Here is a 25,625-nt window from a genome sequence, read left to right as displayed (position 1 = left end):
ATGTAAAACAAAATTCAAGGATGATACACATGAGTAATTCTCAAAATATTTTGCAAAGGTTTGCAATTAAAGTCAGTGATTGGTCTGAAAAATGGTTTCCTGACTCCTATATTTTTGCCCTTTTAGGGGTGATTATCGTGGCTATTGCCTCAATGGCTATCGGCGCACCTGCAACACAAGTTGCTCTTTCATTTGGTGATGGTTTTTGGAGTTTGATTCCATTTACCTTACAAATGTGTATGTTGATCGTGGTGGGTTATGTTGTATCTGTGTCTAAACCGATCAAATTTATCATTAACAAGCTCGCACTCATCCCAAGTTCAGGCACAGGTGGTATTGTGCTTGTGGCAAGCATTAGCTTATTGGTTTCATTAATTAACTGGGCAATGAGTACTGTGCTCACAGCGCTATTGGTCATTGCGCTTGCGCAACGTAAAGAATTAAATTTGGACTACCGTGCTGCCGCAGCCGCTGCAATTATCGGTATGGGGGCAACATGGGCATTGGGAATCAGTTCATCTGCTGCTCAACTACAAGCCAACAAAGCCAGTTTACCTGAATCCATCTATCAACTCACAGGCGTCATTCCTTTTACTGAAACGATTTTTTTACCACAATCACTCATTATGACGGCAGTGCTAATTATCGCTTCAATTGCAATCGCGTATTTTTCTGCACCTAAAGGGCAACATGTAAAAACTATAGATCAGTTTAATGTCAAACTTGATCAAGAAGATACTGAAATACAGGATACTACTGCAATCCATAAACGTCCGGGAGATTGGTTAGAAAACTCTCCTATTCTCAGTATTCTGATCGTGATCTTAGGCGCAATTTGGATGGTGAATGAGTTTTCTAAAAGCAATCCCATTCTCGCAATTTCCAGTCTAAATACCTATAACTTTATCTTCTTAATGTTAGGCATTGCACTACATGGCACACCACGTAACTTTTTAAATGCTGTGTCTAAAGCAGTCCCTGCAATTTCTGGTGTACTGATCCAATTTCCACTTTATGGCAGTATTGCTTTTATCATGACCCATGCCATGAATGCGCAAGACTTATCACTCTCACATTATATTGCTGAATTTTTTGTCTCGATTTCATCTCAAGAAACTTTTGCCATTGTCATGGGAGTTTACTCGGCTATTTTGGGCTTTTTCATTCCATCAGGTGGTGGTAAGTGGATCATCGAGGCACCTTATGTGATGCAAGCTGCACATGATTTAAAGTACCATTTAGGTTGGTCAGTACAGATTTATAATGCAGCCGAAGCATTGCCCAATTTAATCAATCCATTCTTTATGTTACCTATGCTTGGGATTTTAAAACTCAAAGCCAAAGATGTGATTGGCTTTACTGTAACTCAACTGATTTTTCATATACCATTGGTTTTATTCTTACTGTGGGCATTAGGTCGCACTCTTACTTATGTTGCACCGACTTTTTAACTGTAGATTTTAACAAGCAATATGCAATACTTTTAATGGCATAGATTTAAAAGGCTTAATGCACAGCATTAAGCCTTTTTCTAGACTCGAACAAAGCATGATTTAAAATTCATACTGCTTAAAAGATCCAATCACCCATCTAAAAAATTATCTCGCTGCATACTCATCTTGCATGCATTTTTGCTCGATATCTGACATAAAATTACTCACCACAACCATTTGCTGCATGATATGCTGGCTCATTGGTATTTGATAAGCTTTGTCTACAAGCTCAAATAATTCATTTTTATTGTATTTAACATCCAGCTTTTGAATTTGATTGACTAAGTTTGTTGCTGACTCTCCATCCTGCCTACGACTCATAATTTTATGTGCATTATTACCTAGCACATAACAATGCTCATCGGCATGATTAGAATAACTAAAATCTTGCTCTTGTGTATTGGTCGAAGTACTTTGCGCGATCGTATATGTAGACGTAACCGTAGCCAAAATCAGAATGATAAAACGAGTTTTATTTTTCAAACAAATAAACATAAATACACTTCCCTATATTGTTATATTCAAATTAACAATCAAAATGATCAATATTTTTATCTGAGAAAAACGCTCACATTTTCTCTACATAAATGCGGGTTATTTCTCAAAATTCAAGAGTGTTGTTTTAAATAAAAACAATATAAACCAAATATTTACCCAAGAGAATCTATTTTTAAATTTATTATCGTTTTGACGCAAAATAATAGTGTATCTATTGCATTTTTAGGCTATAACTAAATAAAGAACATAAACTTTGTTCTGTAAATAATTTTTATTAAATTTAATGATGATTATATTTTTGAATATTTTAAGAGGTCAATCATTATGCCGTATGAACATATTCTTGTCCCTGTCGATGAATCCCCGATTTCTTATGCGGCATTACAACATGCTGAAGAAATTGCCTTAAAAAACAACGCTAAAATAACAGTAGTGAGTGTATTGGCTGTTGATCCAATGTTTGGGGTTGATTTCTACCAAGTTGCACCGTCTATTACTGAATATGTTTTAGCTGCTGAAAAAAATGCCCAAGCTCGATTGGACGAAATTAAAACCAATTTAAATCATCACGGCGTCAGCCAAGTGAACGTTAAAATTGTACGCGAAGTTTCACCAGCCACAGGCATTTTAAATGTCTTAAATGAAATTGGCGCAGATCTTATTGTGATGGGCTCACATGGTCGTAAAGGTTTAAAAAAGTTTGTTCTAGGTAGCGTGGCACAAGAAGTCCTAGGTGAGAGTTTCGTACCTGTATTGATCGTAAAGCAATAATAGTCAATTCTCTTTTATTTGCAAAATTAAAACCTGATTCACATTAAAAGTAGATTATTTTTTAAAAATGTAAATCTAAGATTGGCGCTCATAAATTTATGTGTTACTTATGCTCTATATTGCAATTTTTAATTTTGAATATAGAAATAATGACCACGGAGAAAATCAAATGACTTATCAACATATTTTAGTTCCCGTAGATGGTTCTCAAATTTCTTTTGCTGCTGCACAACAAGCAATTTCTCTTGCAAAAGCATTTAACAGTCAACTCACAGCAATTTGCTTAGTTGCAGAAGATCCTTTTTCAGGTGCGGACTTTTATTATAATGCCTCTATGATGAAAGAGTATTTAGAAGAAGCCAATAAAAATGCGTTGAAAGCACTAGATCAAGTCCAGCAATTCGCTGCTGCTGAAGGTGTTGCACTCACTGCTGAAGGTGTTGCACTCACTACTGAAGTTGTTCATGGTTATGTAACTGCTGAAACCATTATTGATACGGCTGAAAAGAAAAATATTGATTTGATCGTCATGGGTTCACATGGGCGTAAAGGCTTCAAGAAATTTTTCTTAGGTAGTTTTGCTCAAGATGTTTTAAATCAAACCACGCTTCCTGTGCTCATCGTGAAAGAATAAACGCTATGCTTTAGAAAGAAAGCCTACATATATGTAGGCTTTCTTTATATGTCAATCTTAAATCTAAATAGTCAATAGATGCAGTGCTTAATTGATCGCAATAACCTTGACCAAGATTGTTTGTGACTCTTCAAAATCATCAAAAATTTGCTTACGGGTTAACTCTTTCGATTTAACTTTAAAATCATGATTTTGATATTGAATTACATTTGGAATCTGATCAAAATATTGGCTACCTGCCTCTAAATTTTCTTCAAATAATGGCGTACCTAGCTGATAATCTTTGCTTTTCAAAACAACATATTTTACAGTGGTCTTCATCAGTTGCTCCCTAATTTTCATACCCTTTATTTTTAGTTATAGCAGCTTTTGACTAACAATAAAGTAATTTCTGTTTAAGATCGTTTACTATTTCCTCGAACGATATGTTTAAGCAAATTTAAGCGCTTTAAATCGATCTTATCGTAAAATTATTGGTTACTTCCTATTGCCTGTAGCATAGGATTCGATGTTCACTCAAAAATTTTAAAAGCAAAAATATTGTATTAAGCTTATAAATCATTTCATTTTTTCTCTTACATCTTGTCTACATTTTCGCTAAGATCATAATGAAATGGGAACAAATATGAATGTGATGCGCTGACTTTTATACCATTAGGCAAACTTTATGTATTTAAAACCATGTTGTGATTTACTCGAACGTAAAAATCTAAAAATAGCATTTATTGAAAGTGCCAGTTCAGGGCATTTGAGTGCTCAGTTTTCGATTTATAAAAATAGTGGTGCAGATATTTTACTTGGGGGCTTGGTCAGCTATGACCCATCGATTAAAATCAAAATTTTAGGTATTGATCCTCAATTAATTGAACAACACACCGCTGAATCTGTCGAAGTCACTGTCGAAATGGCAATCAAAGGAAAGACACTTTTTGATCAAGCCGACCTTGTGGTGAGCTGTACCGGATTATTGAAACATGGGGGTAGTGAGTCTGCCTATAAACCTGTAGGTACATTTTATATTGCCATTTACTATTTAAATCAAATTTATCGTTTTCAATACCTTATACAAGGGTCTGCTGAAGAAAAATTACAGCAACTCACTGAATTAGTCAGTCAGGAGATGCTACAACTTTTATAAATTTTAGTTGAAATACAATTAAAAACGGTAAACTTGCTAACAATTGTTCACTTTTAGCAATTAAAACGTTAAATTTAACATATTCTCTACAGAGAAATAACAATCACATAACGATGGGTAATTTTATGAAACTTCAATTGGCTTTGGTTGCTACAGTTGCATTATTCACAGGTTGTGCAGGTTCGTATCCTGAACGTGTTGTAACAAAGGGACCATTAATTTGTGAAGCTGCAGAAGTTTGTCCTGAACTCGCAATGCGTTGGATTGATGAAAAACGTGATGGCTTTAAAATCACAGCTGAGATCAATCAACCGACAAAATATGATATTAAGCAATTTGTATTTTTAGTTGATGGTCAACCTTATGAATATTCAACGGTTAATCCAACACAATATACCGAACAGGTTTCATCAAATTCAATTATCGTCCCTGTTAGCTTCTTGAACTCTTTCCGTAATGGTAAAGAAATTTCTCTAAAATTGGTCACAGATCAAGGTGAAATTGATCGTCCAATTTTAAAAGCGGATGGTCAAAAATCTTCGGCTTATTTAACTTTCTTAAAAGGTTATACAGGCGAAGCAGCTCAATAATTTAATAATGAAGCCATAAAAAAACCAGACGCTCTGTCTGGTTTTTTATGTCAATCAATATCTCAAAATCACTTCGGCTCAATCGGTGCAAATGGCGCAACGACATCGGCATTTTGTGCACGATGACGCATAAAATGATCCATTAACACAATCGCTAACATTGCTTCAGCAATTGGTGTTGCACGTACACCCACACAAGGGTCATGACGACCTTTGGTCAATACATCCGTATCTTCACGATCCATATTGATGGTTTTACCCGGCGTCGTAATACTTGCGGTTGGTTTTAATGCAATTGCGACACGAATCGTTTGACCCGAAGAAATTCCACCTAAAATCCCACCTGCATGATTGGCAAGGAAACCATCTGTGGTTAATTCATCACGAGTTTCATGACCAAACTGCCCTGCAACCGCAAAACCATCACCAATTTCAACGCCTTTAACTGCGTTGATTCCCATCATGGCATGTGCAATATCTGCATCTAAACGATCAAATACAGGCTCACCCCAACCCACAGGAACATTTTCAGCCAAGATTTCAAGTTTAGCTCCACAGCTTGTGCCTTGTTCACGTAAAGACGTCACTAAAGCTTCAAAGCGTGGCACAGCATCTACATCACCACAGAAAAATGGATTATTAGGTACTTCGTTCCAATCCAGTTTTTCAGCAACTTCTGTACCAATCTGAGTGACATGACCACGCACAACGATCCCAAACTTTTCAGCAAGAAACTTCTTAGCGATCGCACCCGCAGCAACACGCATTGCCGTTTCACGTGCGCTCGAACGTCCACCACCACGATAATCACGGAAACCATACTTTTGCGTATAAGTATAATCTGCATGTCCCGGACGGAAAGTCTGAGCGATATTACCGTAGTCTTTCGATTTTTGGTCTGTATTGCGGATCAATAAGCCAATCGGTGTACCTGTCGTTTTACCTTCAAATACCCCTGAAATGATTTCAACTTCGTCAGGTTCTTTACGTTGAGTCGCAAACTTAGATGTTCCTGGTTTACGACGATCTAAATCTTTTTGTAAGTCTTCTGCACAAAGTTCCAAGCCCGGTGGCACACCGTCTACAATTGCCATCAAGCCCACACCGTGAGATTCACCACAAGTCGTTACACGGAAAAGTTGTCCTATACTATTACCTGCCACGCGCATGACTCCTTATGCTTGAATAGACTGAATAAATAAATCACGGAAAGTACGACATTGTTCAGCAGTCAATGCAAAAATACCTGTACCGCCTCTTTGGAACTGTAACCAATAAAAATCAATGGTATTGAAGTTTTGTTTCATCGCCCATTCAGAATTACCCACTTCAATGACAATTAAGCCATTTTCCGTTAAATAATCTGCAGCTTGCGCCAACATTTTACGTACTAAATCTAAACCATCTTGCCCTGCTGCAAGTGCAAGTTCAGGCTCATGGTGGAATTCTTCAGGTAAATCTGCCATGTCTTCTGCATCGACATATGGAGGATTCGAAACAATCAAATCGTATTGATTTTCAGCAGGAATTTTTTCAAATAAATCAGATTCAAGCAAAGCAACTTGATACTGTTTATCATGATGTTCTGCATTGATCGAAGCAACTTCGAGCGCTTCTTTAGAAATATCCGTTGCATCCACTTCCGCTTCTGGATACGCATACGCTAAGGCAATAGCGATACAACCTGAACCTGTGCACATATCTAAAATACGTTGTGGTGTTTTAGGGTTCGAATTTTCAGGAAGATTATTCACACCTTCACGCGCTTGACCATTTTCATCTAAACAATAGGGTGCAAAACGATTTTCAATCAACTCAGCAATCGGTGAACGAGGAATTAGAACACGCTCATCAACATAATATGGTTTACCGCAGAAATAAGATAAATTTAATAAATAAGATGTCGGTACTTTTTCATTGATACGGCGTTCTAATAAACTTAAAAACTCCGCTTTTTCACTCGGTAATAATTTTGCATCTAAAATTTCATTGTCTGCATTCCAGTCCAAAGACATGGTCTGTAAAACCAATGCTGAACTTTCTGCAAAATAATCTTCTGTACCCTGACCTAAATGTGCATCGTATTGACGTAATGCTGTCACCCCAAAACGAATAAAATCACGAATGGTTACGAGGTGGTCAGCAGCTTCTTGTAAATGTTCAGCGCTAATAGTCGGTCGATCCACTTAAGGTCTCTCCAAGGTCAGTATATAAAAACGATCTAATGATACCTTGTTTTGTTTACATTTATAATGCTTTAAATAGTTTCAAGCTAAAATCAACGATATTTATACGCCTGTTTTTCCAATAAATCGGCTTGTGCCTGTGTCTTTTTCAAAGCACAAGAATAATATTTACTGGCATGTCCTACTGATAATTTTACATTTTTAATCAGACAATGCTCATCACGTAAAGTCAGCCACTTTTCATTGATTTTTTCTTGAGCTTTACGCTTTTCTTTGACCAGAGCTTTCACATGAATATCTGCAAAATATTCATAACGTTTGGTTTGTTGTTTAAGTTCAGCTTTCATACACAGTGCTGCTTGCTCAGTTGATGACTGTGCACTGTTCATACATGAAATATAATCAGATGAATATCCCATCGCAAAAGTACTTGTACTCACCAAACCCAACAAACAGCAACCCCAATATGCTAATTTCATATTTTTCCCCAAAAGTACGCAAATAAATCATTATTATTTCAACGATGAATACGGTCTAAAATAATAAAAGACTGAGAAAAAATTGCAATGTAAAATATAGACCTTAGACTTTGGAGATATTCACCCTGTTGTTTTTATTTTAAAGTCGTTATTTGACGGTAAAAAAATGCTTTTCTGCCACCAACTTAATTTTTATACCTTTGTAATAACGAGTCAAACTATCTTGTGACTGAGTGACATGGTCAAAAAATTTATCTTGTCCAATCAAACGCGCATAGGTTTTATAGCCGATTTCTAATTTTTCTGGGGTTTTATTGTTTTTTTTAAATTCATCAATTTTTTCATTGATCATTTTCAAATTAATTTCACTCATAGCACTTAAATCTCTCCATTTCTTTTAGTTTTAACAGGTTTTATTTGCATTTATATGACAATAAAGATGAAATTTGCCTTGATTTTATGTCCTCCTTACTCCATTTATAAAACGTAATCGATTATGGACAAATTTCAATGAGCTATAAGCACAACAATTTGATGGCAATGCGTGTCCGTTATTGGGAGGATTCCGAAACAGATACAGTAAAAATCGAAAAGCAATTTTTACAGCAAATGCTGATCGAACATGGTGTATTTCAAGCCCCAACCCTTGAAGATGTTAAATATTTTTTCTTTAGTCTGCCGAGTATTATTATTGTCAAAGGTTATGCGCTTGGCTTTACCAACGGTGACATTAAAAATATGATTTCACAATATATTCAGGAAAATAAAAACAGTTTAATGCAGCATGAGACATTGAAAATCCAATATCGTATGTCCTAGCGATGCTTTTATCCTGTTTATTTTGAGCAAGATACAACGTCATTTTTTGCATCGAAAAGATACGATATTGGTCAGGTAAAACTATTTTAATATGTGGATAGCATGTAAAATGCTACACACTATTGTATGCTCAATCGCCTACTTAAAGGATTTAATCTTCATGTCAGATCAGAATGATAAGCTTAAACAGTTAAAAACATCCTCTTTGGACAGACGCTTATCGATTGCGAAAGCGTCTTTGTTAGCAGGATCTCGTTGGGCTGCTTCAAGCGCAAGTTCACTCTTTTCAAGTGAAGAAGAAAAAGAAAAAAAACGTAAAAAAGCCATGAAAGAACAAGCCGACTATCTTGTCGCTGAAATTGGCAAGCTCAAAGGTTCTATCGTCAAAATCGGTCAAATGATGGCGTTATATGGCGAGCATTTTTTACCAGAAGAAATTACACAAGCACTAAATACACTAAATAATCAAACTGTTGCACTTGCTTGGCCTGCTATCAAGGAACAACTGGTCAGCCAGTTGGGGTCTAAACTTGATGATTTAACCATTGACCATGAACCGATTGGAACAGCATCTTTAGCACAAGTACATCGTGCAACTCGAAAATCTGACGGTTTAGAATTGGTATTAAAAATTCAATATCCCGGCGTAGCGGAAGCCATTGATTCAGATATGAGTTTATTTAAAAATATGCTCAAACTGACACGCATGGTGCCGCAAACTCGTGAGTTTGATCAATGGTTTGATGAAGTGCGTGAAATGATGCATCGTGAAGTCGATTATCATGTTGAAGCTGCGACTACACGCCGTTTTGCTGATCGCCTCAAAAATGATGTGCGCTATGCTGTGCCACAAATTATTGATCAATACTGTACAGACCGTGTGCTATGTATGACCTTCGAGCGTGGCGTGCCGATTAACAGCCCTGTGATGCTGTCTTTACCGCAAGAACGCCGTAACGCACTTGGAGAAGCTTCTTTAGAAATCGCCGTCCGTGAAATTTTTGAATGGGGCGAAATGCAAACTGACCCAAATTTTGGTAACTATTTAGTCCGCTTGGGTAATGGCGAAGACATCAAAGACAAGATTATTTTATTGGACTTCGGTGCAATCCGTCAGTTTGATGCCCAACTGCTAAAAGTTGCGCGTAACCTCATTAAAGCAGGTTATAACCATGACAGCAATGCCATGGTCAATGCCATGACAGGTTACGAATTTTTTGATGCTATGCCTGCAAGTATTAAACCCGATATGGCGAAAGTATTTTTATTGGCAACCGAAGCATTTAGCTCACCCATCAATAATCATGATTTACCGAAAGGTGTCATGGATGAACATAATCGCTATGACTGGAAGAAAAGCCAACTACATAGTCGTGTGATGCAGCAAGCATCTAAATCTATGGCATCTCGTTATTTTAGTGTTCCACCTAAAGAATTTATGTTTATTAGCCGTAAATTTATTGGTGCTTATACCTTCATGACTGTCATTGATGCCAAAACCAATGTTCGCAAAATGATCACACCTTTTATCTAAAATACGAGCTTGACTAAAATGATAGAATTTTAAATCTGTCATTTTAGTCAATAGCCAACTTTTGTTGGATTTTTAAAATTTTAAATTAATAATATTTTACAATAACTTAAACAAAATACATCTGCTCTATTTTCCATTTATCCACTTAATACCACTTCGTCAACTTTGACATAGTTTTTTATAAAACCACATGTCAGGATAGTTTGCATACCACCACTAAAAACTAGGTATTCAAATGACCAATATGGTAAATAAAGCTCAAGGTTTAGGTTTGAATCTCATTACAAAAATTGCGGGAAGCGAATTATTAGACCAATTAAAACTTCGCAAATTTATTGAAAAATCACTTTATCAGGGCTCTAAAGTTGGCTTTAAAACGCTCTCTGCCTCACAAAAAAAATTCAAGTCCAATCAAGATGCAAGCAAACAACGTTTACCTGCTCAATCAAAAAATTTATTTGACTTAAATCTGACCGAAGAACAGCAAATGACTGTTGACGCCATGTCACAATTTGCTGCTGAAGTCCTTTACCCGCTTGCACATCAAGCCGATCACGATGAAAAATTTCCTGAGGAATTATGGCAACATAGTCTTGATCTAGGAATCAATTATTATGCTCTACCTGAAGCTTTAGGTGGTGTCGCGACAGAACAGAATATTTTAAGTAATGTGTTAATTGCAGAAAACTTAGCCAAAGGTGATTTTTCACTAGCTGCGGGCTTACTTTCTACTTTCAGTACAATCAATGCCATCACCCTTTGGGGCTCTGCGCAAGTTCAGTCCACTTATTTACCTGCTTTTGCAGAAGATCCTGCACTCCGCGCAACATTTGCAGTACAAGAAGCGACGCCTGCTTTTGATCCCTACCGTTTAAAAACCAAAGCCACGTCGAGCAATGGACATTTCACCATTACAGGTGAAAAAACTTTAGTTTTACTCGGTGAATCTGCTGAAATTTTCATTGTCAGTGCAGACTTTAATGGTAAACCTGATGTCTTTGTCGTCAAACGTGATGCAACCATCGGTTATCAAAAGAGCCCTGCTATGGGTTTAAAAGGCACTGAAACAGTCACTTTAAAATTTAATCAAAGCTCTGCTTTACGCTTAGGCGATGACGACTTTAACTACGCTGCATTTTTAGATTTAGGGAACCTCATGTGGTGTGCAATGGCTGTAGGCACCTGTGAAGCTGTCAAACATTATTGCATCCAATATGCCAATGAACGCACTGCCTTTGGTGAACCCATTTCACACCGTCAAAGTGTGGCATTTATGATCGCAGATATGGCGATTGAAATTGATGCAATGCGTATGTTGGTTCTGAATGCTGCGAGCCTTGCTGAAGCTGGCAAACCCTTTCACCGTGAAGCGTATTTAGCACGTCTTTTATGTGCTGAAAAGTCCATGCAAATTGGCACCAATGGCGTACAAATCTTAGGTGGGCATGGTTTTACCAAAGAGCACCCTGTTGAACGTTGGTATCGCGACTTACGTGCTACCGCAATTTTACATTCTGGCTTACATGCTTAATCAACAATAACTCAGGAAAATTATCATGAATTTACAAAATCCTAAAAAATTTAAAATGTTGATTGATCAAGCACATGAAACTGCATTAAATGTATTACGCCCTATTTCACGTAAATACGACAAAGCTGAACATGCCTATCCGAAAGAACTCGACATGCTTGCATCATTGCTTGATGGCATGAACGATGGCGGTGATGGGTTAAATGCAGGTGCAGCCATTAATAAACGTGGTGACCAAGACAACAGTAATAAAAATGGGACCAATATGTCCACTGCACTAGGCATTATTGAAATGTGCTATGGCGATACAGGTTTATTATTGTCTATGCCACGTCAAGGTTTAGGTAATTCTGCCATTGCAGCAGTTGCCAATGATGAGCAGCTTGAACGCTTTAAGGGGACTTGGGCAGCAATGGCGATTACAGAACCAGGCTGTGGTTCTGACTCTGCTGCAATCCGCACCACAGCAACCAAAGATGGGGATGATTATATCTTAAATGGTGAGAAAATCTTTGTCACTTCGGGTGAACGTGCTGATTCCGTTGTAGTTTGGGCAACTTTAGACAAAAAGCTCGGTCGTGCTGCGATTAAATCTTTTGTTGTGCCTAAAGGTACACCTGGCATGAAAGTCGAGCGCCTTGAGCATAAATTGGGTATCAAAGCCTCAGACACCGCTGCGATCAGTTTTATTGATTGTCGTGTTCCTGCTACAAACTTATTGGGTAATGCTGAAATTGATGTTGCCAAAGGTTTTGCAGGCGTGATGGAAACTTTTGATAATACGCGTCCTCTCGTTGCTGCAATGGCAATAGGCTGTGCCAAAGCTTCCTTAGAACGCATCAAAGAAATTTTTAAAGATCAGCTCGATGCCAATTATGCCACACCCTATTTACAATCTTCTAATATTGCAGCGCAAATTTATCGGATGGAAGCAGAATGGGAAGCTGCACGCTTATTGATGCTCAAAGCAGCATGGATGGCGGACAATAAAAAGCCAAACTCTCGTGAAGCCTCTATTGCAAAAGCCAAAGCAGGTCGTGTAGGTAACGAAATCACGCTAAAATGTGTTGAACTTGCAGCAAGTGTTGGTTATAACGAAGATGAGTTGCTAGAAAAATGGGCACGTGACTCTAAAATCCTAGATATTTTTGAGGGTACACAGCAAATCCAACAATTGATTATTGCACGTCGTGAACTCGGTAAGTCTTCAAGTGAATTAAAATAAAGTTCAAGGATCATGATCCTTTTCCATGCCTCCTTTGTCAAAAGGAGGTTTTTTTATGACTTGGTTTTACTCAATATTTGATCACTTACATCTTAAAAACCACCCAAACTGATATTTATTTGTTATAAAAATCTTATTGTTAGATTCTACATTAATAAAGTTATGTATACACTGCGCCCAATTCAACCCCAAGACAATGCCCAACTTGCTCACATTATACGTGACGTTTCCAAAGAATTTGGTTTAGCAGCCGAATCAGGTTTTGCTGTTGCAGATCCCATTTTAGATGAACTTTACAAGGTTTATGCACAACCCAATAGTCAATATTGGGTCATTGAAAATGAACATGGCGAAATTTTTGGCGGCGGCGGCGTATCGCCACTGCAAGGTGATAGCAAAATTTTAGAAATTCAAAAAATGTATTTTCGACCCGAAGTTCGTGGTTTAGGTTTTGCTCGACAAATTTTAGCCTTAGCTTTCGATTTTACCCAACAACGAGGTTTTAAAGCCTGTTATTTAGAAACCACGCAACAGTTACAACAAGCAGTTAGATTGTATGAGAAATTAGGCTTTGAACACTTAACAGCACCGAAAGGCAACACAGGACATAGCCATGCCTGTGAAATTTGGATGCTCAAAACACTTGAATAAATCGTTTTGATAAAACCCCCTAATGTAAATTAGGCACGTAATTGTGCAACTAACTGTTGCATACCTTCTGTTGCATTCATTTTTAAACATTGATATTGCTTTGGTACACGTGCGTAACTCGCTTCTGGATCAATATAATAGGCTTGACAATGGGTCGGAATTTCGTGAATTAAACCTGCCACAGGGTAAACACTCAACGTTGAGCCAATTACAATAAAAATATCAGCATCTTGTAATAACTGAATCGCTTGATCATAAGCAGGTACAGCTTCACCAAACCAAACCACATGCGGACGTAATGGATAACCTTCAGGACATTTGTCTTTTTCTAAGTCAAGCGCCCATCCCTCTATCGGAAAAAATTCCGTTGCATACTGTGCATTCGGTTTTGAGCTTTTTGCCAAACGAATATTGCCATGTAAATGCAATACTTCACTACTACCTGCACGTTCATGTAAATCGTCAATATTTTGGGTAATGACCTGCACATCAAAGTCCATTTCCAAATCAGCAATCAGATGATGGGCTGCATTTGGCTCGGCATTTAAAATATTTTGACGTCTTTGATTATAAAAATCTTGTACTAAAGTCGGATTCGCTTGCCATGCTTCAGGCGTAGCGACTTGACGGACATCATAATTTTCCCATAAGCCATTGCTGTTTCTAAAAGTGCTGATACCACTTTCTGCACTCATTCCTGCACCCGAAAAAATGACAATTTTTTTCATATTCTCCACTTCATTGTTATCTTGAGGATGATCATATAATAACGGATCCAAAAATAAAAAAGACCGAACATTCAGTTCAGTCTTTGCTTATTAGCAAGAAAATACTTATACATCATGATGTAAATATTTCGGCTGTTTGGGTAATTGCATACTACAAAATAAACAGATGATGAGCATAATCACCACATAGACAAAAAATGTATTTTCATGTCCTAATTCTTTAAATTTCAATGCAACAGCAGGCGCAGAACCACCAAAAATTGCATTCCCAACCGCGTAGGCAAAACCAACCCCTAAAGCACGGATATGTGGAGGAAACATTTCTGCTTTCACTAAGCCACTGATTGAAGTGTAAAAACTCAGCATTAACATCAGTAAAATGAGTAATAAAGTCACGATGACAGGCGAACCACTAAAACTTGGCATCAGAATGACCATGACAGGATAGATAAAAATGGCACAGCTAATACTAAATAACATCATCGATGCTCGGCGACCGATGCGATCTGCCAACATTCCAAATAAAGGCTGTGCACACATAAAGACAAAAAGTGCTATCGTCATCATATAACCCACTGTACGGTCTTCAAAACCTAAACTGGTAATATAAGTTTTTGAATACACCGTGATGACATAGAAACACAAAGACCCTGCCGATGTATAACCGACCACCAATAAAAAGGTATGCCAGTTATTGCGTAATAACTCGGTTAAACTGCCTGAACCCTCTTTTTGACTGTCATTTTCCGATAAAGTTTCTTTTAAATGACGACGTGCAAAAAACGATAAAATCGCCACCACACCCCCAATGATAAATGGAATACGCCACCCACCATTCATCAGTTCTTCTTTACTCATCAACGCCAACATAATGACGCCAAGTAAACTGGCTAATAGCTGACCACCTGCCAACGTGACATATTGAAACGAAGAATAAAAACCACGTTGACCTTTGAGTGCAACTTCACTCATATAAGTTGCTACAGTGCCGTATTCACCGCCTACAGACAACCCTTGCAGTAAACGGACAGCAAGCAAACAAAACGGGGCTGCCATGCCAACTTGTTCATAAGTCGGTAAACAGGCAAATAAAAATGAACTAATTGCCATCAAGGTAATTGAAATGATCATTGAGCGCTTACGACCATATTTGTCGCCAATTCGTCCAAACAACCAACTACCAATGGGACGCATAAAGAAACTTGCTGCAAATACACCCCATACATAAATTGCTTTAGTCGATTCATCCATATCGGGTGCAGTTAAAGCGTGGGTAAAATAGATTGCAAAAGCTGCATAGATGTAGAAATCAAACCATTCAACTAGATTACCCGATGCTGCACCCACAATTGACATAATCCGATTACGCTTTTCGTGAGGTTGATAAACATGTGTATCACTCATAGGATTTCCTTATTTCTTGATAGAGATCAATCTCTATATTTCTGATCATATTGTGCGCTATGAGAAGTCTGACCTTCTCTATTTTTAATTTTAAAATTTTGTCAATTTTGGATGTATCATGAAGTTCAGACTGACTTCTTTATGATCATCTGAATGATCTGAAAAATGCATAAAAACCAAGCATCTCACAGCTTCTGTATTATCATAGTTTGAATTTAAACCAATGAATAAATAACAATTAAAAACATTTTATTATCTGTATTATCTTTTCTAAATACATCGACAATGACAGAAAAGTGAAAATTGGTTAATGATATTGAGCTAAGTCGAAAATTGTTATAAGCAACAACTTTATTTTAAATGATGATTTTTACTGAAAAAATTGCATGGATCGAACAACTCTGCATACTTACATTGCACATTTTTGAGCAGTGAAAATAAAAAATGACAGCATATTTTGGCTGTCATTGATATTGCATATATTCTATAGAAACTTTTAAATTACTTTAAAAATCCTGAAACTAATTTCATGACATTTTGAATATCGTTATTCGCTTCATCTTGATTGGTTTGACCCGCTTGTGGTGTGAGTGAGTCAATAATTTCAGGCAATACAGAAGAAATTGCACTATATACATCTTGTGTTGGTACTTGTGCTTGCTGCGCAACTTGTTCAACTTCATTTTGATCAAATAAATTTTGTACTTGCTGTTCATTCACACTGGCATTCGCACCTTCACCTGTAGAAACCCAATCATCAACTTGACTGCTAAGACCTTGCCCTTTCAGTTGATCAAGCGCGCCTTGCAAACCACCATTTTTTTGAATCCAAGCCAAAATCAAAGGCACAACAGCAATGAGTAGGGATTGTGCATTAAAACCGCTTTGTTGTGTTTGCGGCGCTTGTTGCTGACCACCTGTTAGTCCTCCAAGTACTGAACCCAACACGCCACCGAGTCCACCTTGTTGTGATTGTTGCTGACCGCCTAAACCACCAAGTACCGAACCTAAGACTCCACCTAGTCCTCCCCCTAAACCACCTTGTTGGGATTGTTGTTGCCCACCTAAAGCTTGCTTGGCTAAAATTTCCACAATATTGCTTAAATTTGTCATGATTTTTTCCTACGTTAATCTTTTGATGTCAGTTTTTAATTTGTATCCAATTTTAGAATACTGCGCTTTCAATCATTCACCAAAACACAATTTGTTATGTTTTTGCAAGATATCAATACTCAATGATATAAATCTCAAACGCCATGGGTTATTTTTAGCAGTTTTAGCCCACAGATAACAGTAAAAATTCTTCAATATTCAATTATTTAAAATTTAATATGAGATAATTACCAACGAAATTTATTCCAATTTTCTGGATTTGCCCAAAACTTAGAATTAAACCAATCAGGCACATGTTTATAGGTTAAAATATTAAATTGCCACAAAGCAAAATCATTTTCATGTAATGTTTTATCAATCAGCTGAGTAAAGCCCAATGCCCTGAGCAAGCGCTCATCCTGTAACTTACATGTCACCACAATGCGTTTCGCCATCAAATCACGTAATTTGACTAAAATTTGTGATTTCTCTGATTCAGACACATTCGACATTTCTTCCGTATCGAATAATACAAAACCCAAATCATATCGCTGGGTAAAAGGCAGATTTAAAAACTCAGATACGTTAAAATGCTGCCATTGAATTGAATGATATGAATTGTATTGCGCTAAATTTTGCCCAATACACATTGCGGTTAGAATTGGCTGTTCTTCTGATAAATCGTCTAGCATTGAAGTGATGACATTTTGCTCAGCCATAACTGCACCTATTTTTGAGTGAGTAATTAAACATGGAACTACAAGGCATTTGTCATAAAATGCATGCAGGTCTAAAAGACCTTAGTGTAACTGATCAACAAACTCATAAGGCAAATGTTGAATATAAATTTATTTTAGATCGTTCAGAAATTGATCTTCCATTTAGTTTGGGTCAAGACATTGAAATCGAAGCCACAGGGAATATTTATTGTGTGTCGTGTGGCGCTAAAACACCAAAGTCTTATTCGCAAGGACATTGTTTTAAATGTATGAAGACTAAAGCATCTTGTGATATGTGCATCATGAAACCTGAAACCTGTCATTATCATTTAGGCACCTGTCGTGAAGAAAGCTTTGCACAAGAAGTCTGTTTTCAACCACATATTGTCTATTTAGCAAATTCGAGTGCTTTAAAAGTAGGAATTACTCGTCTGGGTCAAATGCCAACACGTTGGTTAGATCAAGGTGCAACACAAGCCTTACCCATTATGAAAGTTGGTTCACGTCGTCTCTCAGGACAACTTGAAGTCATGTTTGGCACACAAGTTGCCGATAAAACCGATTGGCGTAAACTACTTAAAGGTGAAGCTGAACCTATTGATTTGATTTCAATTCGTGATGAATTATTGACTGAGTTTGAACCACAAATTGAATTAATTCGTGATGAGTTCAGCATGAGTTTAGATTTCAATGAAAATGTTGAAATACTGGAAAATGAACTGCCTCGTGAATTTGTCTACCCTGTTGATTGTTATCCTGAAAAGATTAAATCACATAATTTGGATAAAACTCCAATTATTCGCGGCAAACTTCAAGGCATTAAAGGTCAATATCTCATTATGGATACAGGTGTGATCAATATCCGTAAATATACAGGTTATGAATTGAAAATTAGGGCTGAGTGATTTCTTAATAAAATAATATAACAAGCCCCTTTATCATTAGGTATTAAGGGGCATTACTCTATTACTAGAATCATGAGTCCAATAGATTCAAAACGGCTTCAACTAAATCTTCACTATTATCAGATAATAATTGCTTATGCATCGTAATCAACTGCATTGCCTGAATCTGCGCTGTTTCCTGATTCATCAACTTTTCAATTTCTTCAGCTAAATTTTCAGGAGTCGCATCAGACTGAATCAACTCCTGAATGACTTTTTTTCCTGCAATAATATTGGGCAATGAATAATATGGAATTTTCACCAACAATTTAGCAATCACATAAGTCAGCCAATTCAACTTATAAAATGTCACCATTGGACGATGTAATAACAATGCTTCGAGGGTTGCTGTACCTGATGCAAGCGCCACAATATTGGCAGCATTCATCACCTGACGACCAATTTTGGATTCTTGATCAGTATTTTCTAGTAAATGAATTTGATCTGTTAATTCTTTTGGATAATGCTTTAATAAATTTTCAATCTGCTGCTTACGCGCATCGTTAATTGCAGGAATAATAAACTGATATTCAGGATGCTTTTGATAAATGATGTGTGCAGCATCTAAGACCAAAGGACCTAAACGCTCAATCTCTCCACGGCGACTACCAGGCAATAAAGCAATATGCTTTTGGCTCAAGTCTAAACCAAGCTCTTGTTTTGAATCTAAGATCGGGTTTTGTAATGACAATGTACTTGCAAGAGGATGACCAACAAATGCCGCAGGTACATCAAATTTCTTATAAAATGTTTTTTCGAATGGAAATAGACATAACACTAAATCAATACTGGCTTTGATGCCATGTACTCGCCCTTGTCGCCAAGCCCATACAGAAGGACTGACATATTGTACGGTTTTGATCGGCAGATTTTTTTGCTTTAAACTTTTAGATAGACGTAAATTAAAATCAGGTGCATCGATCCCAATAAAAATATCAACAGGGTTGGCAGTCCATTTTTCGACCAAACCATCACGTACCGCAAACAATTTTTTTATATCTTTGAGTACTTCAACAATCCCCATCACAGATAAAATATCCATAGGATAAAAACTGTTAAAGCCTTCTGCAATCATCTGAGGACCACCTATGCCCTCAAACTCTGCATCAATGCCTTGCTCACGAAAACTACGGATGAGTTTTGCGCCCAAAGTATCCCCCGATACTTCACCCACCACAATTCCAATTTTAAGTTTTCGATTTTGCAAAATAACATCCTCTAAAGTGACTGAATTATCTTAGCATGTCTGGGCTTTATTCAGGTCATTTCCCTCTTTTTTTCAATAAAACTTTTTTAGGCTTTAGCAATTTTTAGAATAAGTTAATCAACAATCAAGACAACGACTTATATGAAATAGTCATAAGATATGCGAGTTTTTTGCTATTTGGCATTTTAAGTCATGGTTGGTCCAGTCGAATTTATTTTAGCCGGTGTATTGGTCGGTTTCTGCGTAGGTATTACAGGTGTGGGTGGCGGGTCATTAATGACGCCTATTCTGATCAGTTTATTTCGAATAGAACCCCATATTGCAATTGGGACAGACTTACTTTATGCCGCCATTTCCAAATTTTGTGGTTCATTGGTACATGCTAAAAAACTCAATATTGTTTGGCCTATTGTCCTTTGGCTGGCGCTCGGCAGTATTCCTGCATCTTTTATTACCCATTGGGTACTTGAAAATTATTTAAGTGGTTCAAGCCATTATAAAACAGTACTCACTGTGGTGTTAGGTTTTATGCTTACACTGACGGGTTTATCGATCATGTTCCGTGCACAGATTGAAAAATTCTTTGCCAAATTCCGTGCAAATAAGCGAGTCGATGAGACTACACAGACGTTTTCAATCGAAGGTAAACGTGCATTTGTTGTATTCATGGGCGTAATCTTAGGCGTATTTGTGACTTTATCTTCTGTGGGTGCAGGTGCATTTGGAGTCATGGCTTTAATTTTAATGTTCCCTCATTTACCGATGATCCGCATCATTGGTTCAGACGTGGTTCATGCTGTCTTACTGACGGCTGTAGCAGGTTTTGCACACATGACATCGGGTAATGTTGATTTTCATTTACTTGGGTGGTTATTAGTCGGTTCAATTCCAGCCATTATCGTTGGAACATTAATCAGCTCGAAAATGCCTGAAAAACTCATCCGTAAAATTTTAGGTATTACTTTATTTGCTTTAGGCGTAAACTTTATTATTAATCCTGTTAAATCTAAGCCTGTGGAAAAACCACATTCGGCGATGATTATTCAGGTTGACCAACAACATCAAGTTTAATATTAATCATTTATACATAACTAATAATTATGAATTGATACTAAAGTTTTAATGATTTATTTAAACAAAACCTGAATCAATTCATGTTATATTCAAACCACTAAAAATACTTTTGTATGATCGAATATCCAGTGACGGCAATGAATACACAACAGTCTAATCCTATTACTCAATCAGATATTGATGATGTGAATGTACAAAGCATTCAACCACTTGTAACTCCAGCAGAATTAAAAGCAGAATTACCATTAACAGAAACTGCTTATCAAACTGTACTTCACGGTCGTGACACTGTCCGCAATATTTTAAATGGCAATGATAAACGTCTTTTTGTTGTGATTGGACCATGTTCAATTCATGATACAAAAGCAGCACATGAATATGCTGATCGTCTCAAAGTCTTGAGCGAAAAAGTTAAAGATACACTCTATATCATCATGCGTGTTTACTTTGAAAAACCACGTACGACTGTCGGTTGGAAAGGTCTGATCAATGACCCAGACATGAATGACTCTTTTAATATCGAAAAAGGTCTACGTCTTGGTCGTAAGCTCTTGGTTGAACTAAATGAAAAAGGTTTGCCATGTGCCACTGAAGCACTTGATCCAAACTCACCCCAGTATTACCAAGATTTAATTTCATGGTCAGCCATTGGTGCACGTACCACTGAAAGCCAAACTCACCGTGAAATGTCTTCAGGTTTATCTTCACCTGTTGGTTTTAAAAATGGTACAGATGGTGGTTTAACGGTTGCAACCAATGCAATGCAATCAGTAAAACATGGTCATAGTTTCTTAGGTTTGAATGATCAAGGGCAAGTCTCTATCATTCGCACCAAAGGTAATCCATATGCACACGTGGTATTACGTGGTGGTAATGGTAAACCAAACTATGATGCAGGTTCGGTTGCGGAAGCTGAGAATGCTTTAGCTAAAGCCAAAGTCAGCAACAAAATCATGATTGATGCCAGTCATGCAAATTCAAATAAAGACCCATACTTACAACCCTTGGTACTCAAAAACATCACAGAGCAAATTCTTGATGGCAATAAGTCGATTGTCGGCATTATGGTTGAAAGCCACCTTAAAGGTGGTCGCCAAGACATTCCAGAAAACCTATGTGACCTAGAATATGGTAAATCTGTCACAGATGGTTGTATCGACTGGGAAACCACTGAAAAAACCTTGCTTGAAATGGATGCGGCTTTAAAAGAAATATTGCCAAATCGTTAATTTAGCCAAAAACGTCATCTACATAGATGGCGTTTTTTGTTTATGATGTCATTATATTTTACCTGTCAGAATGCTATGAACGAACTTGAACAAGAACTCAGTCAAATCGCAAACTTTCAGTTTGTCCATGAACACTTATTCACTTCAGGACAACCTACTGCTGAACAATTGAAACAGATTAAAGAATATGGTGTAGATACCATCATTAATCTCTCTTTTACAGATGCAAATCCACATCTTGAACATGAAGATAAAATTTGTGCTGAACTTGGGTTAAATTATATTCAAACTCCGATCTCTTGGGATACTCCTGCTGATGATCAATGCTTATTTGTTTTGGATTTGGTCGCACATTTGGTACAAGATAAAATCGTTTGGGTACACTGTGCTAAAAATATGCGTGTCAGCAGCTTAATGTATTTATATCGCCAGTATTTTTTGGATATGGACATGCCTACAGCTCAAGAATTGATGCATGAAATTTGGCAGCCCAATGAAACGTGGACAGGACTCATTCATGCTGTCAGTTTACAATTGCAAGGTCGTAAATCTACTTTAGATTTGCAGCATTCCTTGATGCATGCTGACCATTTTGCTTGAAATAAACGTTAAACATACAAATAAAAATCCCCAAAAATTGGGGATTTTTTCAAATAAGTAATTCTATTCAGTCTCACGCCCAAACACAGGATGTTTATACATCACATCTGTACGTAATACATATTTTTGCCCCGAAAGAACAGGTGCACCTGAATGCATTTGACGGTGTTCAAAAATTAAAATTTGTCCAATTTTAGGTTGGATAATAAAAGTAGGCATATGACGAGTCTGATTAAAAAACTTCGTCTCTCCACCCTTAAAATCCTCGCTTAAATAGATCAACAAAGTGAGTTGACTACTATACCAATCATTTACTTCGTAATTACCATCATAATGCGGCTTAAAGGTTTGACCATCTTCATATAGATAAAAACGGAAACGCTCATTCAAACCTGAAACTTGCCATTCAAATAATTTTTCAGGTAAATACGCTTGAACTTGCTGATAAATTCGCTCAGCAAATTTGACATCATCATAAATCACACGTTGATTATTACGAATTTCAGTCCGCAGCTCTGAAACACCATCTTTTGAGTTGACAGTAATGGGTGCTACTTCATAATCAAATTGATGGCTAAATTTTATAAAATCTTGACATTGTTGTTCTGTAAACACCTGATCTACAGTCATAATCAATGGATCTGTTTGATAGATGGTAATGTTTTTGTTTTGTTGAATTTTTTCTAAAAAAGTAGACGTTATCCCATGATTTATTACTCGCTTATTTAAAATATGAATATAAAGCCGATCAAAATTTACATTGGTATAATAATGCTTGATCAATCAGCTTTACTTTACAACCTATCAATAAATATCAAAATTCATAGCATATGTCTATTTATTAGACATAAATTTAAAACAATCTAAAGTCAATTAAACATACTTAATGACAAGACAATCACTTACCATGATGCGTCACTAACACCGTCGCAGTCGATAAAATTCCTTCCTGACGCCCTGTAAAGCCTAATTGTTCAGTGGTGGTGGCTTTAACACTGATCTGCGTCACATCAACATCTAGTACATCGGCAATACTTTGACGCATTGCTAAATTATGTTTTGCTAATTTTGGACGCTCACATGCCACGGTAATATCGGCATTATTTAAACGATAACCACGATCTAAAATGAGTTGATATACATGTTTAAGCAGCTTACGGCTATCAGCACCTTTAAACTCTGGATCTGTATCAGGAAAATGTTGACCAATATCTCCTAGTGCTAAAGCACCCAATAATGCATCACATAAAGCATGTAACACCACATCACCATCAGAATGTGCTTTCAAACCTTGTGTATGCGGAATTTGAATCCCTGCCAAAGTCACAAAATCACCTTCCTCAAAAGCATGTACATCCATTCCCTGTCCAATGCGAATTGGTATGATCATTTTCAGCTCCTTTATACAGATTTTTAAGTTAAATCATCTTGTATTCGTACTTTCGAATTCGTATAGTACGGATGCAAACATTGTGAAAGTATAAGCGATCATGCTGTTGAATACAGAGTTTAATCCTATTAAAAGCTTAATTTCAGGTCTATTTCTTTATGGAATATGCGCTGCCGTGTACGCCATTCCTGTGCAATGCGACCAAACACAGACAAGCAAAAATACAAAAATATGTAGTTCGACATTTGAAACATTGCGTGATGAATTGAATGAAAAATATCTGACCGCATATTTAGTCACAGATGCACCCATCCGTTTAATTGATGATACCAACCAATTGTGGTTTAAGCAGATTCAACAATGTAAAAATACGGACTGTTTTAAACAACAATTCGATTTGCGCCTTGAAGATTTAAATTTTTATACGTCGATGAATCAAAGTTTAACGCAGCACTTTATCAAATATGAACAAGGGGAAATATCTAAACAACCTGTTCATATTCAAGTGCATCAGCTCAGCAAAGATCGTATTAAAATTGAAGGACTAGCTTATCGCAATCCAAATAATCACAAAGAAAAACAAAGTATTCCCCTACTTGCTTATACGACGCCCGATAAAAAAAATGAGATTGTGGATAATGAACATGACTGTAAATATCAAATGAGTTTTCAAAAAGCGATTTTAACAATCAAAACAGAGCAAAAAGGGTGTGAACGTTTTACTGGAGTTTATCGTTTGTATGATTAAAATTAATTTACATTAAATCAATATTTTATTTATATTCCCAACAAATATTAGTGTTTAATATTTGCTTATTAAATAACATTTTTTACTGAATTTATTTCTACATTCAATAGAATTGATACAAATAAGACAACCAATTCTAATAATTACTAAGGCTAAGATCATGATTCAATTACTTATTTATAATCCTACCACAGCTTTAATGACAGATACCTCTTTTGGTGGATTGCCTGTAAAACCCACTAATACAGAATTTGACTGGCCAATTTGTTCTCAATGTCATGGTCATATGTGCTACTTGGGTAAAATCAAAACCGAACTTGGACTAGAATTAATTTTTATGTGTGAAAATGATCCTGGCATGTGTGGTGATGAAGATCCAGATGGTGGTGCAAATCAAGTCATTATCATTTCTGAATTAGATGATTTAAAACAATTTACACCTAAAAACCCTGAAAATACTCTACGAAAAACTGAATATAATGCGATTTTAAAAGAAGACAATGCTGATTCTTATGAGTCTGCACGAGCAAATTGGCAAGGTCGTGGCAGAGAAATTTTAGGTCAATTATTTGGTCAACCTGATTGGATTCAAGGAGATGATACTCCTAAATGTGATTGTTGCCAAAAACCTATGCGCTTTGTCGCACAAATAGAAGAAGGTCCTGAATATCTTGCAAGTATGAATTTCGGTGGCGGTGGAGTTGCATTTTTATTTGACTGCCCTAAAGGCAAAACCGCCAAATTTTTATGGCAATGCTAAAACTTTACCCCGCTATTTATGAACTACATCATAAATCGCTTTATTCACCAAACTGAAATATTTGGTATATTTTCTAACAATTTTAGCATGCAAAATAACACCGTATCTTTATTTCTAAATATAAATCACTTATACATAAGGTGATATAAATAGTCTGTTGACATATTTGTTGAAAATACAA

29 protein-coding genes are annotated in these 25,625 nt (G+C 36.7%); 16 read left to right on the top strand and 13 right to left on the bottom strand.

Going from position 1 to position 25,625, the window contains the following annotated elements; translation table 11 throughout:
- The first annotated feature begins 29 nt into the window (after positions 1-29).
- Complete coding sequence (locus HX129_RS12305; RefSeq protein ID WP_130073716.1) at positions 30-1,451, top strand: short-chain fatty acid transporter; 1,422 nt, start codon at positions 30-32, stop codon at positions 1,449-1,451.
- A 147-nt stretch (positions 1,452-1,598) separates the two neighbouring features.
- Here HX129_RS12305 and HX129_RS12300 read toward each other — a convergent pair whose 3' ends face one another.
- Complete coding sequence (locus HX129_RS12300) at positions 1,599-1,988, bottom strand: hypothetical protein (protein ID WP_228721844.1); 390 nt, start codon at positions 1,986-1,988, stop codon at positions 1,599-1,601.
- A 327-nt stretch (positions 1,989-2,315) separates the two neighbouring features.
- Between HX129_RS12300 and HX129_RS12295 the strand changes: the two genes are divergently transcribed.
- On the top strand, positions 2,316-2,762 hold the full coding sequence (locus tag HX129_RS12295) for a universal stress protein (protein ID WP_130073717.1): 447 nt from the start codon (positions 2,316-2,318) through the stop codon (positions 2,760-2,762).
- Positions 2,763-2,931: 169 nt separating this feature from the next.
- The gene (locus HX129_RS12290; protein ID WP_286435167.1) at positions 2,932-3,396 is read left to right on the top strand and encodes a universal stress protein; all 465 of its coding nucleotides are present in this window, start codon (positions 2,932-2,934) and stop codon (positions 3,394-3,396) included.
- 87 nt (positions 3,397-3,483) lie between these two features.
- On the opposite strand, the gene HX129_RS12285 is transcribed toward HX129_RS12290, so the two are convergent.
- Positions 3,484-3,717 (bottom strand): hypothetical protein, encoded by a 234-nt coding sequence (locus HX129_RS12285; protein ID WP_130073719.1) that lies wholly within the window; start codon positions 3,715-3,717, stop codon positions 3,484-3,486.
- A 346-nt stretch (positions 3,718-4,063) separates the two neighbouring features.
- Between HX129_RS12285 and HX129_RS12280 the strand changes: the two genes are divergently transcribed.
- Both HX129_RS12280 and HX129_RS12275 read left to right on the top strand, forming a co-directional pair.
- The gene (locus tag HX129_RS12280) at positions 4,064-4,534 is read left to right on the top strand and encodes a CinA family protein (protein ID WP_130073720.1); all 471 of its coding nucleotides are present in this window, start codon (positions 4,064-4,066) and stop codon (positions 4,532-4,534) included.
- Between the two features lie 125 nt (positions 4,535-4,659).
- Positions 4,660-5,124 carry a hypothetical protein gene (locus HX129_RS12275; RefSeq protein ID WP_174492803.1) on the top strand — a complete coding sequence of 155 codons (465 nt, stop codon included), beginning with the start codon at positions 4,660-4,662 and terminating at the stop codon, positions 5,122-5,124.
- A gap of 68 nt (positions 5,125-5,192) precedes the next feature.
- Here HX129_RS12275 and aroC read toward each other — a convergent pair whose 3' ends face one another.
- The 4 genes from aroC to HX129_RS12255 all read right to left on the bottom strand — a co-directional run bounded on the left by aroC (position 5,193) and on the right by HX129_RS12255 (position 8,162).
- Entirely contained in the window at positions 5,193-6,287 is a 1,095-nt protein-coding gene (gene aroC / locus HX129_RS12270) for a chorismate synthase (RefSeq protein ID WP_174492805.1), read from the bottom strand.
- A gap of 12 nt (positions 6,288-6,299) precedes the next feature.
- A complete protein-coding gene (gene prmB / locus HX129_RS12265) occupies positions 6,300-7,310 on the bottom strand; it encodes a 50S ribosomal protein L3 N(5)-glutamine methyltransferase (protein WP_130073723.1) in 1,011 nt (336 codons plus the stop codon).
- A 92-nt stretch (positions 7,311-7,402) separates the two neighbouring features.
- Positions 7,403-7,789 carry a hypothetical protein gene (locus HX129_RS12260; RefSeq protein ID WP_286435168.1) on the bottom strand — a complete coding sequence of 129 codons (387 nt, stop codon included), beginning with the start codon at positions 7,787-7,789 and terminating at the stop codon, positions 7,403-7,405.
- 148 nt (positions 7,790-7,937) lie between these two features.
- Entirely contained in the window at positions 7,938-8,162 is a 225-nt protein-coding gene (locus tag HX129_RS12255; protein WP_130073725.1) for a hypothetical protein, read from the bottom strand.
- Between the two features lie 137 nt (positions 8,163-8,299).
- Between HX129_RS12255 and HX129_RS12250 the strand changes: the two genes are divergently transcribed.
- From HX129_RS12250 to HX129_RS12230, 5 genes are all read left to right on the top strand, one after another.
- Positions 8,300-8,608: a hypothetical protein gene (locus HX129_RS12250; protein WP_180045423.1), complete on the top strand. Its 309-nt coding sequence runs from the start codon at positions 8,300-8,302 to the stop codon at positions 8,606-8,608.
- A 160-nt stretch (positions 8,609-8,768) separates the two neighbouring features.
- Positions 8,769-10,142, top strand: coding sequence for an ABC1 kinase family protein (locus HX129_RS12245; protein ID WP_286435169.1), 1,374 nt, complete (start codon positions 8,769-8,771; stop codon positions 10,140-10,142).
- Between the two features lie 244 nt (positions 10,143-10,386).
- Entirely contained in the window at positions 10,387-11,673 is a 1,287-nt protein-coding gene (locus HX129_RS12240; protein WP_286435179.1) for an acyl-CoA dehydrogenase family protein, read from the top strand.
- A gap of 25 nt (positions 11,674-11,698) precedes the next feature.
- The gene (locus HX129_RS12235; protein ID WP_286435170.1) at positions 11,699-12,898 is read left to right on the top strand and encodes an acyl-CoA dehydrogenase family protein; all 1,200 of its coding nucleotides are present in this window, start codon (positions 11,699-11,701) and stop codon (positions 12,896-12,898) included.
- Positions 12,899-13,060: 162 nt separating this feature from the next.
- Positions 13,061-13,549 carry a GNAT family N-acetyltransferase gene (locus tag HX129_RS12230; protein WP_130073730.1) on the top strand — a complete coding sequence of 163 codons (489 nt, stop codon included), beginning with the start codon at positions 13,061-13,063 and terminating at the stop codon, positions 13,547-13,549.
- Between the two features lie 29 nt (positions 13,550-13,578).
- Here HX129_RS12230 and HX129_RS12225 read toward each other — a convergent pair whose 3' ends face one another.
- The 4 genes from HX129_RS12225 to HX129_RS12210 all read right to left on the bottom strand — a co-directional run bounded on the left by HX129_RS12225 (position 13,579) and on the right by HX129_RS12210 (position 17,492).
- Positions 13,579-14,277, bottom strand: a complete 699-nt coding sequence (locus tag HX129_RS12225) for an SIR2 family NAD-dependent protein deacylase (RefSeq protein ID WP_502872657.1) — start codon at positions 14,275-14,277, stop codon at positions 13,579-13,581.
- Positions 14,278-14,382: 105 nt separating this feature from the next.
- Positions 14,383-15,681: an MFS transporter gene (locus tag HX129_RS12220; RefSeq protein ID WP_130073732.1), complete on the bottom strand. Its 1,299-nt coding sequence runs from the start codon at positions 15,679-15,681 to the stop codon at positions 14,383-14,385.
- A gap of 501 nt (positions 15,682-16,182) precedes the next feature.
- Positions 16,183-16,794, bottom strand: a complete 612-nt coding sequence (locus tag HX129_RS12215) for a YidB family protein (protein ID WP_130073733.1) — start codon at positions 16,792-16,794, stop codon at positions 16,183-16,185.
- A 227-nt stretch (positions 16,795-17,021) separates the two neighbouring features.
- Positions 17,022-17,492: a DUF6231 family protein gene (locus HX129_RS12210; RefSeq protein WP_286435172.1), complete on the bottom strand. Its 471-nt coding sequence runs from the start codon at positions 17,490-17,492 to the stop codon at positions 17,022-17,024.
- Between the two features lie 32 nt (positions 17,493-17,524).
- Between HX129_RS12210 and HX129_RS12205 the strand changes: the two genes are divergently transcribed.
- Positions 17,525-18,397, top strand: coding sequence for a DUF2797 domain-containing protein (locus tag HX129_RS12205; RefSeq protein ID WP_286435173.1), 873 nt, complete (start codon positions 17,525-17,527; stop codon positions 18,395-18,397).
- 70 nt (positions 18,398-18,467) lie between these two features.
- On the opposite strand, the gene lpxB is transcribed toward HX129_RS12205, so the two are convergent.
- Positions 18,468-19,643, bottom strand: a complete 1,176-nt coding sequence (gene lpxB, locus HX129_RS12200; protein ID WP_286436207.1) for a lipid-A-disaccharide synthase — start codon at positions 19,641-19,643, stop codon at positions 18,468-18,470.
- A gap of 192 nt (positions 19,644-19,835) precedes the next feature.
- Here lpxB and HX129_RS12195 point away from each other — a divergent pair, with 192 nt between their 5' ends.
- The 3 genes from HX129_RS12195 to HX129_RS12185 all read left to right on the top strand — a co-directional run bounded on the left by HX129_RS12195 (position 19,836) and on the right by HX129_RS12185 (position 22,546).
- A complete protein-coding gene (locus HX129_RS12195; protein ID WP_286435174.1) occupies positions 19,836-20,714 on the top strand; it encodes a sulfite exporter TauE/SafE family protein in 879 nt (292 codons plus the stop codon).
- A 140-nt stretch (positions 20,715-20,854) separates the two neighbouring features.
- Positions 20,855-21,946 (top strand): 3-deoxy-7-phosphoheptulonate synthase, encoded by a 1,092-nt coding sequence (locus tag HX129_RS12190; RefSeq protein ID WP_174493595.1) that lies wholly within the window; start codon positions 20,855-20,857, stop codon positions 21,944-21,946.
- Positions 21,947-22,021: 75 nt separating this feature from the next.
- Complete coding sequence (locus HX129_RS12185; protein ID WP_286435182.1) at positions 22,022-22,546, top strand: protein tyrosine phosphatase family protein; 525 nt, start codon at positions 22,022-22,024, stop codon at positions 22,544-22,546.
- 63 nt (positions 22,547-22,609) lie between these two features.
- Here HX129_RS12185 and HX129_RS12180 read toward each other — a convergent pair whose 3' ends face one another.
- Both HX129_RS12180 and ispF read right to left on the bottom strand, forming a co-directional pair.
- Entirely contained in the window at positions 22,610-23,176 is a 567-nt protein-coding gene (locus tag HX129_RS12180) for a prolyl hydroxylase family protein (RefSeq protein WP_286435175.1), read from the bottom strand.
- A gap of 268 nt (positions 23,177-23,444) precedes the next feature.
- Positions 23,445-23,936 (bottom strand): 2-C-methyl-D-erythritol 2,4-cyclodiphosphate synthase, encoded by a 492-nt coding sequence (gene ispF, locus HX129_RS12175; protein ID WP_286435176.1) that lies wholly within the window; start codon positions 23,934-23,936, stop codon positions 23,445-23,447.
- A 100-nt stretch (positions 23,937-24,036) separates the two neighbouring features.
- Here ispF and HX129_RS12170 point away from each other — a divergent pair, with 100 nt between their 5' ends.
- Together HX129_RS12170 and HX129_RS12165 are read left to right on the top strand one after the other, a co-directional pair.
- The gene (locus HX129_RS12170) at positions 24,037-24,684 is read left to right on the top strand and encodes an A1S_1983 family putative colistin resistance protein (protein WP_286435177.1); all 648 of its coding nucleotides are present in this window, start codon (positions 24,037-24,039) and stop codon (positions 24,682-24,684) included.
- Positions 24,685-24,844: 160 nt separating this feature from the next.
- Positions 24,845-25,444, top strand: coding sequence for a hypothetical protein (locus HX129_RS12165; RefSeq protein WP_286435178.1), 600 nt, complete (start codon positions 24,845-24,847; stop codon positions 25,442-25,444).
- Positions 25,445-25,625: the final 181 nt, after the last annotated feature.

Origin of the sequence: Acinetobacter sp. 251-1 (assembly GCF_030329305.1) — a bacterium.
Classification (GTDB): domain Bacteria; phylum Pseudomonadota; class Gammaproteobacteria; order Pseudomonadales; family Moraxellaceae; genus Acinetobacter; species Acinetobacter piscicola_A.
The sequence above is the reverse complement of the archived record's forward strand: the minus strand, read 5'-3'. Positions and strand labels throughout refer to the sequence as shown.